The organism is Paenibacillus helianthi (assembly GCF_001909055.1).
GTDB lineage: Bacteria > Bacillota > Bacilli > Paenibacillales > Paenibacillaceae > Paenibacillus_AQ > Paenibacillus_AQ helianthi.
The window spans coordinates 426099-439647 of record NZ_LVWI01000002.1; the positions used below are offsets into that span (position 1 = coordinate 426099).

At 48.2% G+C, this 13549-nt stretch carries 11 protein-coding genes; all 11 read right to left on the bottom strand.

Features of this window, described 5'->3' with window-relative positions; translation table 11 throughout:
• Positions 1-38: 38 nt before the first annotated feature.
• The gene (locus tag A3844_RS04620) at positions 39-2270 is read right to left on the bottom strand and encodes a penicillin-binding transpeptidase domain-containing protein (protein ID WP_074106744.1); all 2232 of its coding nucleotides are present in this window, start codon (positions 2268-2270) and stop codon (positions 39-41) included.
• A 47-nt stretch (positions 2271-2317) separates the two neighbouring features.
• A complete protein-coding gene (locus A3844_RS04625) occupies positions 2318-2710 on the bottom strand; it encodes a hypothetical protein (RefSeq protein ID WP_074106745.1) in 393 nt (130 codons plus the stop codon).
• A 23-nt stretch (positions 2711-2733) separates the two neighbouring features.
• Positions 2734-3687: a 16S rRNA (cytosine(1402)-N(4))-methyltransferase RsmH gene (gene rsmH / locus A3844_RS04630; RefSeq protein ID WP_074085660.1), complete on the bottom strand. Its 954-nt coding sequence runs from the start codon at positions 3685-3687 to the stop codon at positions 2734-2736.
• 40 nt (positions 3688-3727) lie between these two features.
• Complete coding sequence (mraZ, locus tag A3844_RS04635) at positions 3728-4165, bottom strand: division/cell wall cluster transcriptional repressor MraZ (protein WP_020427850.1); 438 nt, start codon at positions 4163-4165, stop codon at positions 3728-3730.
• A gap of 297 nt (positions 4166-4462) precedes the next feature.
• The gene (locus A3844_RS04640) at positions 4463-5734 is read right to left on the bottom strand and encodes an adenosylhomocysteinase (RefSeq protein ID WP_074085661.1); all 1272 of its coding nucleotides are present in this window, start codon (positions 5732-5734) and stop codon (positions 4463-4465) included.
• Positions 5735-5844: 110 nt separating this feature from the next.
• Complete coding sequence (gene bshC / locus A3844_RS04645) at positions 5845-7476, bottom strand: bacillithiol biosynthesis cysteine-adding enzyme BshC (protein ID WP_074106746.1); 1632 nt, start codon at positions 7474-7476, stop codon at positions 5845-5847.
• A 281-nt stretch (positions 7477-7757) separates the two neighbouring features.
• Positions 7758-8678, bottom strand: coding sequence for an ABC transporter ATP-binding protein (locus A3844_RS04650; protein WP_074085663.1), 921 nt, complete (start codon positions 8676-8678; stop codon positions 7758-7760).
• Positions 8675-9670 (bottom strand): ABC transporter ATP-binding protein, encoded by a 996-nt coding sequence (locus A3844_RS04655; RefSeq protein WP_074085664.1) that lies wholly within the window; start codon positions 9668-9670, stop codon positions 8675-8677. The genes A3844_RS04650 and A3844_RS04655 overlap by 4 nt, the downstream gene beginning before the upstream one ends.
• A gap of 12 nt (positions 9671-9682) precedes the next feature.
• Entirely contained in the window at positions 9683-10612 is a 930-nt protein-coding gene (locus tag A3844_RS04660; protein ID WP_074106812.1) for an ABC transporter permease, read from the bottom strand.
• 21 nt (positions 10613-10633) lie between these two features.
• The gene (locus A3844_RS04665; protein WP_074106813.1) at positions 10634-11566 is read right to left on the bottom strand and encodes an ABC transporter permease; all 933 of its coding nucleotides are present in this window, start codon (positions 11564-11566) and stop codon (positions 10634-10636) included.
• A gap of 217 nt (positions 11567-11783) precedes the next feature.
• Complete coding sequence (locus A3844_RS04670) at positions 11784-13505, bottom strand: peptide ABC transporter substrate-binding protein (RefSeq protein ID WP_074106747.1); 1722 nt, start codon at positions 13503-13505, stop codon at positions 11784-11786.
• Positions 13506-13549 lie beyond the last annotated feature (44 nt).

A 13549-nucleotide genomic window follows, 5' to 3' on the forward strand; every position in this document is an offset into this window, starting at 1 on the left:
AGGACAAACAGGGGTTAGAACAAGCCTATGCCAAGGCATTACTTTACGGGTGGCTCTTCCTCATCAGCGGGTGCAGGAATATTCTCACCATGTTCATTCATAGGTTTTAGCGACAGCGTGACCTGTGTCTTCCCGTTCTTGGTTCCTTCCGTTTGCCCCGACACGTAACCCTCGCCATCCACTGAAATACCAACCTTGAGCAGGCTGAGCACTTCCAGTGCATCACGAAGCGACTGTCCGCGCAAATCCGGTATCACAGGCTTATCTCCCTGCTGACTCAGCAGATAGATGCGCTGACCTACTGCCAGTAGAGTTCCTTTCTCTGGATACTGGCTGACTACATTAGTTCCTTGACCTACAGCTTCAAAATCAAAGCCCTGATCAATCAGCAGTTGTCTGGCCGCCTGTACTGTTTTGCCGGTGAGATCCGGAGTGGATCGCAGTGCGGCAGTAGTAGACTTAACGGTTTTGGACGTGCTGTCCGCAGAATTCGTGCTCACTTTTGGTACTCCCATATAAGGCAGCGCCTGCGACACAATTTCCTGGAATACCGGAGCAGCAACCGCTCCACCGCCATTCCCGCCGTTTTCACCCTGCGGCTCGTCAATAATGACGATCACCGCAATCTTGGGATTATTAACCGGCGCGTAGCCGATAAAAGAAGACAGTACCTTGTTCCGGTCATAATCCGTACCGTTGACCTTAATCGCAGTACCCGTCTTCCCCGCTACACGATACCCTTCAATGTAGGCATGCCGTCCGGTTCCCTTAACCTGATCCGCCACCACCTGCTCCAGGTAGCCGCCAGTTTCACGGGCACTCTCCTTCGAAATCACCTGACGTACCACTTCAGGCTGGGTAATGGTCTTCTTGCCGGTATTCGGGTCGGTGATTTCCTTGACCACATGCGGAACCATCAACTTGCCGCCATTAGCGATTGCGGACACTGCCGTCAACTGCTGAATCGGTGTAACCAGCACCTTACCGTGCCCGTAGGCCAAGGTCGCATTCTCGACAGATTTGTTCTTGTCAGGGTTGACGATACCGATGGTTTCTCCCGGCAGGTCGATTCCGGTTTTTTCATTAAAGCCAAACTCATTAATGTATTTCAGCAATCTGTCCTGACCAAGCATCTCATAGCCAAGCTTAACGAAAGCTACATTACTTGAACGCTTAACACCCTCTAAGAATGAGATTTTCCCCCAGCCTACTCTGTTGATGTCATGCAGCGGTTTACTGTATCCTTTGATGTAAATTTGACCGGATTGGAACTTATCATCTGGATTGAATAGTTTCTCCTGTACCACTCCGGCCAACGTAACAATCTTAAAGGTTGAGCCCGGCTCATATCTGGATTTGATCGCGTGGTTATAGAAGCCTGCGGCATTCTGATTAGTATCCCAATACTCATTGGGATTAAAGGTAGGCATATTCGCCAAACCGAGAATTTCCATCGTATTGGGGTCCGCAGCTATGACACTTATACTCTTGGGCTTGTACTTGTCATATGCCTTTTGCATAGCCTCTTGGATATAGTATTGAATCGTGCTGTCTATCGTCAGTTTGATATTGCTCCCGTTAACTACAGGCTGATAAGTATCCTTGGAATTCGGAAGCTTGACCCCTTTACCGTCACTTTGATAGTGAAGTTTGCCATCAGTGCCTTTCAGCTGCTTGTCAAAATACTTCTCCAGCCCCATGATCGCCTTGCCATCTCTGTCGGTAAAACCCAATATATGTGCGGCCAGTGTACCTTTCGGATAATAGCGTTTCTGCTCCGTTACATACCCGACACCAGTTTCACGGATATCATGTTTTTTGCCCAATTCCTCATAAAAGGCAACCACCTTATCCTTAAGCGCCTTATCAATCTTCCAGCCCTCATTGCGGATCTCGCGGTTTTTGAGATACTTGCCAGTCTTATTATCCTTGGCCTCAATCAATGGCTTTAACTCGTCAACCGGTTTACCCAGTAGATTGTGCAAACCATCAATCACTTCCTGGCCAATCCCCTGCTCTGCAATAACCTCAGGGTTAACTACAACGGTGTATGCAGGAACATCACTGGCGAGGACGTTGCCGTTGCGGTCTTCAATCTCACCGCGGACTGCTTTGATGGTTGCAGAGTGGGCCCACTGCGAGGCCGCCTTATTCTGCCAGTACTCACCGTCCAGAATCTGGAGCCAAAACACCCGGCCGACTAAAACAAGAAAAAAGAGGGTAATACACCCTCCTATAAACAGCGTGCGAAGTTTTATTCTTTTCACCATAAGCCAACCTCACCAACTCTATTATTGCGATTACCGCCAATCGCTGATTAATGGTCTCCGTCAGTGGCCGTGCTGCTCAGGGGAATATAGATGGTAGAATCCTCGGAAGGTTTGACAAATCCAAGCTCAGCAGCCCTCTGGGCCACTGTCTGCTCAAGGCTCTGCTTCTCCATCTGAAACGTTGCGATATCTTTCTTGGTTGAAGCAATTTGGGCATCCAGTTTCTGCGCCTGCAGATTCAAATCGTAAATATGGACATAACGCCAAATCAGGGTGACAGCCACCAGTACGAACACACCTAGTGTCAGCATGTAGAGAAGTTTCTCCTGCAGCGGAAGCACCATGCGTCTTGTGACTACTTTTGTCTTCTCGCGGTAAAGCCTGTCTGCCTCTTCTTTTCTTTTGGGTTGAACTGCTAAGTTGCCGCGGGTATAGGCCATCTCTGACTCTCCTTTATCATTATTTACAATTTTTCTGCAATCCGCAGCTTCGCTGAACGTGCACGTGTGTTCTGCTCCAGCTCTTCTTCTGATGGAACAAACGGTTTGCGGTTAATCAGCTTCAGGGTACCTTCGGCACCGCATACACAATATGGGAAGTCGGGCGGACATGTGCATCTGCTTAAGTAGCTGCTGAAAATCTGCTTGCAAATCCGGTCCTCCAAGGAGTGAAAGGTGATCACCGATACTCTTCCTCCGGGTGCAAGGCAGCGCACTGCTGCGTGAAGCCCTTCCTCAAACGCACCCAACTCATCGTTCACCGCAATCCGGAGTCCCTGAAAACTGCGTTTCGCGGGATGTCCACCCGTTCTGCGTGCGGCTGCCGGAATGCCTTCCTTGATCAGCTCCGCCAATTCTCCCGTGCTCTCCACAGGGTGTTCTTCTCTCCGCTCAACAATCTTGCGGGCAATTCGCCGTGAGAACTTCTCTTCCCCATACTGGAAAAGCACCCGGGCAATCTCCTGTTCAGGCCAGGTATTCACTATTTCGGCTGCAGTCAGCTGAGCAGACTGATCCATCCTCATATCCAGCGGAGCATCGTGATTATAGCTGAATCCCCGTTCCCCTTCGTCAAACTGGGGCGAGGATACACCAAGATCGTATAGAATTCCATCTACTTGGGGAACGCCATCCTTTTGCGGAACAAAGGGGAGTTCCTTAAGCACTTGCTCCAGATCGCGGAAGTTGGTTTTCACCAAAACTACCTTCTCTCCGTATTCAGCGAGCCGCTCCCTAGCATTCTCCAGCGCCCAATCATCCTGATCCAGACCAATCAATCGGCCCTCGCCGCTGAGCTTACTGGCAATTAGAGAACTATGTCCCGCTCCGCCAAGTGTGCAATCCACGTAGATGCCATCCTTCTTGATGTGCAGCCCTTCTGTCGCTTCTTCCTTAAGCACCGTGATGTGGTGAAACAAGCTGCATCCCTCCAGGGCAGTATTCGAATATTTGTATGTGTTATAGATCGAAGTTGAAATCAACCAATTTCTCGGCAATCTCGTTGAACGTTTCCTCTGACTGTTCGAAGTACTGCTCCCATAGCTCCTTGTTCCAGATCTCCACCCGGTTCGAAACGCCCAGAATTACACAGTCCTTATCCAGCTTGGCATATTGCCGCAAATTCCCCGGCAGATTAACCCTGCCCTGCTTGTCCCATACACATTCGGTCGCTCCCGAGAAAAAAAAGCGGCTGAAGGCACGGGCATCCGATTTCATCAGTGAAAGGCTTTTGAGCTTTTGCTCCATGATTCCCCATTCTTCCATGGGATAAACAAAAAGACAGGTGTCGAGGCCGCGGGTTGCCACAAAGGAGGTTCCGAGCATGTCACGGAACTTGGCCGGAATAATGATACGGCCTTTGTCATCAATGCTATGCTGGTATTCCCCCATAAACATGATTATTCCCCACCTCTAACTTCTAATTCCCCACTTTGCCCCACTTTACACCACCTAAGCATAATAGATTCGCCATTAAAAATCAAAAACCTTTTTCACGGGTGAGGTAATTTTTTCTTGTTTGTCAAGTCGGCAAGTCAAAATGGTTTCGCCTTCCTGTACAAGAGGCAATTTCAGTTAAAACGAGGAATGGAAAGATACTTTATAGTGCTCAGCAGCACATACACGTCTTACATTTCAAAAAAAAGTGCCCGAACCATTTACATGGCCCGGACACCTTGTATTACGTTCTATAGGTTATGCTTCGAGATTCCAGCTGTCGAGATATTCGACCTGTGCCGGAGTCAGGCTGTCAATGGAAATCCCCAGGCTCTCCAGCTTGTAGCGGGCCACCTGCTCGTCCAGATCGTAAGGAACATTCTCTACTTTAACGCCAATGCTCTTATAGTTGTCATTTACATATTTAAGCGAAAGTGCCTGCAGCGCAAAAGTGGTATCCATAATCTCAGCCGGATGTCCGTCTGCAGCACCCAGATTCACCAGGCGGCCTTCGGCAAGCAGATACAGCTTGCGGCCGTCTTTCAATTGGTACTCTTCTATATTCTTGCGTACCGTCCGCTGGGATACGGATCTTTCAGATAGTTCAGGTTTATTCACTTCAACGTCAAAATGGCCAGCGTTGCACATAATCGCTCCATCCTTCATCACATCGTAATGCTCTCCGCGGATCACATAACGGTTGCCTGTCACGGTAACGAAGAAATCACCGCGTTTTGCGGCTTCCAGCATCGGCATCACGTGAAAGCCATCCATGTGGGCTTCGACTGCTTTTATCGCGTCCACTTCAGTAACGATTACGTTGGCACCGAGGCCCTTGGCCCGCATGGCTACGCCTTTACCGCACCAGCCGTAACCAACCACGACGACTGTTTTGCCGGCAACAATCAGGTTCGTAGTGCGGATAATCCCGTCCCAAGCGGACTGGCCGGTACCATAACGGTTATCGAACAAATATTTGCAGTAAGCATCATTGACGGCCACCATCGGGAATTTGAGAATCCCCTGTTTCTGCAATGCTTTTAGCCGGATAATACCGGTAGTGGTCTCTTCTGCGCCACCCCGGATATTCTCCATCAGGTCAGGACGCTCCGAATGCAGCAGTGTAGCAAAATCACCGCCGTCATCAATGATCAAATCCGGCTTACTTTCCAAAGCTTTGATATTCAGAGCCTTGAATTCTTCAGGTGACGGGTTATATTTGGCAAATACCGTAATGCCGTCCTCAACCAATGCTGCACATACATCATCCTGGGTGGATAATGGATTGGAACCGGTAATGGTTACCTCGGCACCGCCCGCTTGAACAACCTTTGCCAGATAAGCAGTTTTGGCTTCCAGGTGAAGCGTGATCGACACTTTCAAACCCTTGAACGGCTGCTCCGCTTCAAACTGCTCCCGGATCCGGTTCAATACCGGCATGTGCTGGCGAACCCAGTCGATTTTAAGATGCCCTTCTGGAGCCAGCGACATATCCGTTACAATACTGTTTTCCTTCGACAATGAACTCATTATGATACCTCCTGAAAGTTTTTGCGGAAAAACCGCTTCTTTGAATAGCTGGTACAGCAAAATCCGCTTCAAAAGCATAAGCCAAAAGTATTGATAGCCTAAGCTCCGTCTTATATATAAATCACGCGGTGGGTTCCGCTGTAATCCACAGGGATCGACATCAGCTCATCCAGCCAGCCCGGGCCGTAACGGTTCAGATAATACATTACATTATATACTCTTTCCTGCAGCTTACCCAGCGGCATAAGAGACAGTTCAATCCGCTCCCACTGGCGGAGCGCAGCTTCATTCTGCTTAGCCATCGCATCCTGGGCTTTGGCCTGAAGGAATGTAATCTGATCCAGAATCTTATCTTTATTGTTGGCACCCAATTTCAGAAGTCCCGCCTGAATGGAACCCAACTGTTCAATCAGCGGCTCGTACATTGCAGTGAATGCAGCCTTCGTATCTTCGAACCGGCGTTCCAGCTCCAGCTCATCCTGAGCGGCGAGCCATTTCTTTCTTTTCTCGTCCAAGCCCTGAAGAACATCGCCAAAGACAAGCTGATACTTGTCCATGTGCTTGTGCAGTGTTCCTTCCACGACAGTGAACGACATCCGCGGAATGATTAATGGCATCCGTTCACCCACTACCTCGAACGCAGGCTGCGGAATGGCCCAATAGGCGATTTCACCCTGACCAAGCACCGTCGCAAGTACTGGCAGCACATAATCCTGCATGAGCGGTCTCGTCAGCACATTATTACTAAACCGTTCAGGATGAGTCTCTAGCTGCTCCAGCAATTCTTCACGCGAAAAGGAAACCATACCCTTCCGGTCGGTGAATCTGCCTTCCTCTTTGTGGAGCAACAGGCGTGCACCTTGATGTATATAGAAAAGATTGGCCCCGCCAGCCGTCACAGCAGCCTGAAGCTCATACCCACTATCCGTAATCCTTCCAGCCGCCGTATGATACGCGGATTCCAATTCATCGTTGTGTTCAATCAAAGATTTGAACATTGGGGCTTCGAGCTTACGCAGCCCCGGATCGGCGGAATCCAGCAGAATGAGACCAAATCTGCCGAACAGCGAACCGATCAGCTTCGCAAAAGCTTCACTCATGCTGTATCCCTCAGCCGAAGAGTCGCGGATCACTTCCATAATCTGTGGCTTGAATTCACTTTCCTGCAGCAAGTCATCCAATTGTCCGGTGATTTGCAGCCAGCTTTCTTCCTCTACCTTGATTGCGCTGACAGAAGAACGAAGCTCATCTGCCTTATCCAGCTTAAGCCTGGTGATCTCCCCTGTGCGGTTCAATACATAGGTATGATTGACCTCATCCCAGTCATGATCCTCACCTGCGATCCAAAATAGCGGAACCACAGGCCGTCCGAGCTGCGCTGCCGCTTCCTTTGCGGCCTGAATCGTAGTAATTGCCTTGTAAATCACAAACAACGGACCCGTAAACAAGCCGCTCTGCTGGCCGCCGGTAACGACCAAAGTCCCTTGCTGTTCCAGAAGAGCCAGGGACTCCATCACTGCAGGGTGAGGATTCAATTCCAGATTATATTGTCGTAAACATTCAGCAATCCCTGCACGGTCAGCGCGGAGCTCTTCAGTGCTGTCCAGCCAGGCTGCACGTTCTGTTCTGCTGTCTACATTACGGAAATCTCCACCATACAAATGTCCTACCTTTTCATAATGATGTATATAATCGCGGGCTAGTGCCGATCCGCCCGGGAGTGGTTCGGGGTTTACATTCATGTGCAATTGCCTCCTGTTCTACTGTAATGCTATATGTAATCACTGAGTCGGGTAAACTCTTTATGATTGTATCCAAAGTTAGGGGTGGCGTCAAAGAATCCCTCTGTTCATCAAATTTGCAACAAAAGAACAACAACATCCAGCTGCCGTTATTACAATACTCTCATATTTCATGTCCTGTCCAGCAGTCGGCTGCTGACGAAACAATAGGCGAGAGCTGAACGCTCCCGCCTAAAGTATACTTCGCTAAAATATATTACAATAAGACTGCATGTATATTCTCATGCGTATTGCTTGGCTACAAAGTGGCCCTTCGAGACTTCAACCAATTCAAAATCACTGTCATTGGTTTTTTCCCCTGCTGCATAAATGGGGCTACCCAATTCATCATGCAGATGAATACGTTTCTTGTTCGCTTCAACCTCCGGATCCGGTACTGGAATCGCCGACAACAGCGACTTCGTATACGGATGGATAGGATTGGCGTACAGTTCTTCACTCTCTGCCAGCTCAACCATTTTACCCAGGTACATAACAGCTACACGGTCACTGATATGCTTAACCATGGACAGGTCATGCGCGATAAAGAGATACGTAAGTCCAAGGCGGTCCTGCAGTTCTTTCAGCAGGTTGACCACCTGTGCCTGAATGGACACGTCCAGTGCGGAGATCGGCTCATCGCAGACGATGAATTTTGGATTAACCGCCAGTGAACGGGCGATTCCGATACGCTGGCGTTGTCCGCCGGAGAATTCATGTGGATAGCGGGTTGCGTGGTCATGGTTGAGTCCAACCATATCCAGCAGCTCTTCAATCCGTTTTTTGCGTTCCGCACGGCTTCCGGCCATACCATGGATATCCAGTGCCTCACCGATGATATCCGAAACCGTAAAGCGCGGATTCAGCGACGCATACGGATCCTGGAAAATCATTTGCATATCACGGCGCATAGCCTTCATTTTGCCCGGAGGCAATTTGTAGATATCTGTACCGTTGTATTTCACACTGCCAGCAGTGGGTTCGTAAAGACGAAGCACTGTCCGGCCGGCAGTTGTTTTACCACATCCGGACTCCCCTACCATACCCAGGGTTTCGCCTTCGCGAATCGTGAAATTAATATTATCAACAGCCTTAAGAACTTTGCCCTTGCCTACATTAAAATACTTCTTAAGACCTTCAACTTCAATCAGGTTCTTACTCAAACGAACTGCACCTCCTTGGCCATCGAATGCAGATTCCAGCAACGCGCCATGTGCGTTTCACTGAATTCTGTTGCACCGGGATCGATTTGTTCGCAGACATGCATCGCTTCACTGCAGCGCGCTGTGAACGGACAGCCGACCGGCGGTTTGATCAGATCCGGGGGAGTACCGATGATCGGGATCAACGGCTCGCCCTTCTTTTGGTCCAGACGCGGCATCGACCGCAGCAATCCCTTGGTATACGGATGCTGCGGATTTTTAAAGATTTCCCATCTGGTTCCGGTTTCCACTACTTCACCAGCATACATGACGATGACCCGGTCACACATTCCGGCAACAACGCCGAGGTCATGTGTAATCAGTATGATGGAGGTCCCGAGCTTTTGCTGCATATCTTGCATAACTTCCATGATCTGCGCCTGAATCGTTACGTCAAGCGCCGTTGTCGGCTCGTCTGCAATGAGCAGAGCCGGGCGGCAGGCCAGGGCAATAGCGATCATTACACGCTGGCGCATCCCGCCGGAGAATTCGTGGGGATATTGGTTAAAGCGAGCCTCCGCATTTTTGATGCCTACGAGCTTCAGCATCTCGATACCTTGCTCTTTCGCTTCGGCCGCTGACATTTTCTGATGTTTGATCAAAACTTCGGTTATCTGTTTGCCCACCTTGATCGTTGGGTTCAAAGAAGTCATCGGGTCTTGAAAGATCATGCCAATATCTTTGCCGCGAATCGTTTCCATTTGCTTCATGCTTTTGTCCAGCAGATTCTGTCCTTGAAAAATAATCTCGCCCTTCTTCACCCGGGAAGGCGGGGTAGGAATAAGCCGCATAATCGATTGTGCAGTAACACTTTTGCCGCTGCCGGATTCACCGACGATGGCTACTGTTTCACCTTTACCTACTTCAAAATTCATACCACGGACAGCTTGTACTTCTCCGCCTTTTACAAAAAAGGAAACATGCAGATCCTTGACTTGCAGAATGGGTTCCATCATAATCACCTCCTATTTCTTCAGCTTAGGATCCAGTGCATCACGTAGACCGTCACCAAAAATGTTAAAGGATAGCATGGTCAAGCTGATCAGGATAGCCGGGAACAGGAAGCGCCATGGATAATACATCCAGCCAGTCAGTGAATCACTGATCATCGAACCCAGGGAAGCGATTGGAGCCTGTACACCAAGACCGAGGAAGCTGAGGAATGCTTCAGCAAAAATGGCATTTGGTACGGACAAAGTAATCGTTACGATAATAGGTCCTACCGCATTTGGCAGCAAGTGGCGAAACAAGAGTCTTTTGGAGCCTGCGCCCATGGAACGCGAAGCCAGAACAAACTCACGGTTCTTCAGCTGCATAATCTCCCCGCGCACAATCCAGGACATCGTGATCCAGCCTGTAATAGTCAACGCAACGATAATTGTAAACAGGCTTGGTTCCATTACTACGAGCAGCAAGATAACCACCAGCAGATAAGGAATGGAGTACAACACTTCGGAAATCTTGTTCATGATGTTATCCACACGGCCACCAAAGAAGCCCATGATTCCACCATAAATAACACCAATCAGTAAGTCAATTGCCGCTGCAGCCAACCCGACAATCAGTGAAATACGTGCTCCGTACCAAGTACGGACAAAAATATCACGGCCAAGATCATCGGTGCCAAACCAATGTTCGGATGATGGAGGTTGATTGGAGTTGACTAAATCGTTAGAGTAGTAATTATATTTCGAAAACAATGGACCAATCAGCGCAGCCAGAACGATCAAGCCAAGAACAACCAAAGCGGTCATTGCCATTTTATTTTGACGAAGCCGTTCCAAGGAATCCTTCCAAGCTGAAAGACTTTCACGTTGAATGACTTCTGCCTGCTTCTCGTCAATACCAATTTTCTGAAAATCTTCTGGTTTCAGGTTCGCATCCAGCGAACTCATATTTTTGTCAGATGCCAATCTTTAGCCCTCCTTTCCTCCAGTTAGTTTGATCCGCGGATCTACAAGCACATAAGCAATGTCTGTAATAAAGCGGGCCACCATGAGCAGAATACCGTAGAAAATAGTAATTCCCATAATCAGGGTATAATCACGGACACTGATGGCTTCAACAAACTGCTTGCCGATACCGCCGATACCAAAAATCTGCTCAATAACTACAGAACCGGTTACAATATTGGCAGTCATTGGTCCCATATAAGTCACAATCGGCAGAATTCCGTTGCGGAGAACATGTCGGCTCAAAATAGCCATCCAGCTTAAGCCTTTAGCCTTAGCCGTCTTAATATAATCGGCATGCAGCACCTCAAGCATGCTGGAACGGGTCAAGCGAGCTATAAAGGCTATCGGCTGGGCCGAGAGCGCTGCTACCGGAAGGAAATAATACATTGGACCCTTAAAGCCCGAAACTGGAAATATGCTGAATTTGTAGGCAAATACATATTGGAGCAAAGACGCGACAACAAAGCTCGGAACCGCAATCCCCAGCACCGCCAGCACCATTGCAGCGCTATCAATAAATTTGCGGTGGTATAGTGCCGCCAGCATGCCGAGAATGACTCCGACAATAACCGACACGATAATTGCGACAACTCCCAGCTTCAAGGACGCTGAAAAGGTCTGTCCAATCAAATGTGTTACATCCTGATTCAGACGTTTCATCGACACACCCAAATCACCTTGGGCTATATCACCCAAATACTTAAAATACTGATGGTAGAGCGGCTTGTCCAAACCATATTGCTCGTATAAATGCGCTTTAATTTCCGGCGGAACTGCTTTCTCGGAAGTAAACGGGTCCCCCGGAATAGCTTTCATCAGAAAAAAAGTCGCTGATATTAGTACAAACAGCGATACGATCATATAGAAAAACTTATTAGCAATATAACGAACCATCCCCATCAACACCTCCTTCGACATTTTTTTAGACACATAATTTGATTTTATGCAAAAATCGAGCTTTTGTCCATTTTCTATTTTTGTAAGCTGGAATAGTCTTTAACAATAAGCCGGAAATGCAAAAAAAAGGGATATATATGGAATTCCACATATATATCCCGAAGTGAAAAGCTAACTTCAGACGATGAACTATTCAATTAAGTTACTGTATATCTTAGTGCTCAAGCAGGTAAGCACGAGTGAAGTCAACTGCACCACTGAAGTCAGTAGTTACACCTTTTAGGTATTCTTTAGTAAGGGAGTTGTTGGTGTAGTAGTAGATCGGCAAGATAACCATATCGTCCTGAATCAGCATTTTTTCAGCTGCTGCAAAGTCTTCTTGGCGTTTAGCCAGATCAGAGCTTGCTTTCGCATCAGCAATCAGCTTGTCATACTCAGGATTGGCATAACCAGTATCATTGTTACCGCCACCTGTTACCCACATATCCATGAAGGTCATTGGATCATTATAGTCTGCAACCCAACCGGCACGTGCGATTTGGTAGTTCTGGTGTTGACGGTTCTCAATGAACACAGCCCACTCCTGGTTCACAGTGTTAACCGTGATACCCAGATTGTTTTTCCACATATCGGCAATCGCAAGAGCGATCTTCTTGTGGTTTTCACTTGTGTTGTACGACAGTTCTACTGGAGGAAGCGCGGTCAGACCTTCTTCTTTCAGACCTTCGGCAAGCAATGTTTTAGCTTGTTCAACATCTTCTGTGAAGTAGCTATCTTTAACGGCTGTGCGGTATTCACCGTCAGCGCCAGCGATACCCGGCGGCACATAACCGAATGCAGGCAACTGTCCACCCTTAGTTACGTTGTCGATCAGGACTTGACGGTTAATCGCCATTGCAAGTGCTTTACGAATCTTAGCGTTGCTGAAAGGTTTTTCGGTAATGTTGAATTCATAGTAGTACGTAGAAGCAATCCCTTTAGAAACGAACTCGTTAGGAAGCTCTTTTTTAACCATAGGGAGCTGCTCTGACGGAATTTCACCATTAGGATTGCCGGCGCGGTCCAACTCGCCATTCTTGTAGCTCAGCAATTCAGTAGCACCGCTGTTAACAAGGGTGAAGTCGATTTTACTCAATTTAATGGAAGCTGCGTCCCAATATTTTTCGTTTTTAGTTACTTGAATAGACTGGCCTGTAGTCCATTCAGTCAATGTGTATGGACCGTCTACAATCATAGTGTCTTTGCTGATTGCCCATTTCGCATTACCCTCAACGGATTTGTGTACAGGATAGTAGGTATAGAAGGACAGTAGTCCCAGGAAGTAAGGTGTTGGCGATTTCAGCGTAACTTCGAGAGTTTTCGCATCAACGGCTTTTACACCTACTTGACTGAAATCTGTAACTTTCTTAGTGTTATATTCTTCACCATTCTTAAGGTAGTACAATTGATAAGCATAAGGTGCTGCAGGAGCTGTTGCAGGATCAAGCACGCGTTTCCATGCACGAACGAAGTCCGCAGCTTCTACAGGATCGCCGTTGCTCCACTGAGCATCGCGCAGGTGAAACGTATATACCAGACCGTCAGTGGAAACATCCCACTTTTCGGCAATACCCGGCTCAGCTTGGCCTGTTTCAGCATTTACATGAGTCAAGCCTTCATACATAGTTTGAAGGACAGTGTGTGCCTGGTTGTCTTGAGCTTGTGCAGGGTCGAATGTAGGTGGTTCTGCACTCAGGTTGACTCTAAGTGTCTGGTCAGCGGCCAATTTCTCGTCACCAGTTGCAGTGCCTGTGTTCGTGCTGCCTTCATTGCCTGCTGCGTTTGTTGCGGCAGCGTTGTTGCCTTTGTTTGCATTGTTTCCGCCGCAGCCAGCAAGTGCTGTGCCGATAACGAGAACCATTGCAATCATGAGCAATAGACTTTTACTCTTCTTCATCTAGCAGTTCCCCCTAAATAGAATGTGGTATATGGTTTATGATT

Excerpts from the sequence above, each read along its gene's own strand:
- A3844_RS04620 (WP_074106744.1), bottom strand. The coding sequence starts at position 2,270 with ATGGTGAAAAGAATAAAACTTCGCACGCTGTTTATAGGAGGGTGTATT.
- bshC (WP_074106746.1), bottom strand. The coding sequence starts at position 7,476 with ATGAATGTAAACCCCGAACCACTCCCGGGCGGATCGGCACTAGCCCGC.
- A3844_RS04655 (WP_074085664.1), bottom strand. The coding sequence starts at position 9,670 with ATGGAACCCATTCTGCAAGTCAAGGATCTGCATGTTTCCTTTTTTGTA.
- A3844_RS04625 (WP_074106745.1), bottom strand. The coding sequence starts at position 2,710 with ATGGCCTATACCCGCGGCAACTTAGCAGTTCAACCCAAAAGAAAAGAA.
- A3844_RS04660 (WP_074106812.1), bottom strand. The coding sequence starts at position 10,612 with ATGAGTTCGCTGGATGCGAACCTGAAACCAGAAGATTTTCAGAAAATT.
- A3844_RS04665 (WP_074106813.1), bottom strand. The coding sequence starts at position 11,566 with ATGGTTCGTTATATTGCTAATAAGTTTTTCTATATGATCGTATCGCTG.
- A3844_RS04640 (WP_074085661.1), bottom strand. The coding sequence starts at position 5,734 with ATGAGTTCATTGTCGAAGGAAAACAGTATTGTAACGGATATGTCGCTG.
- A3844_RS04670 (WP_074106747.1), bottom strand. The coding sequence starts at position 13,505 with ATGAAGAAGAGTAAAAGTCTATTGCTCATGATTGCAATGGTTCTCGTT.
- mraZ (WP_020427850.1), bottom strand. The coding sequence starts at position 4,165 with ATGTTTATGGGGGAATACCAGCATAGCATTGATGACAAAGGCCGTATC.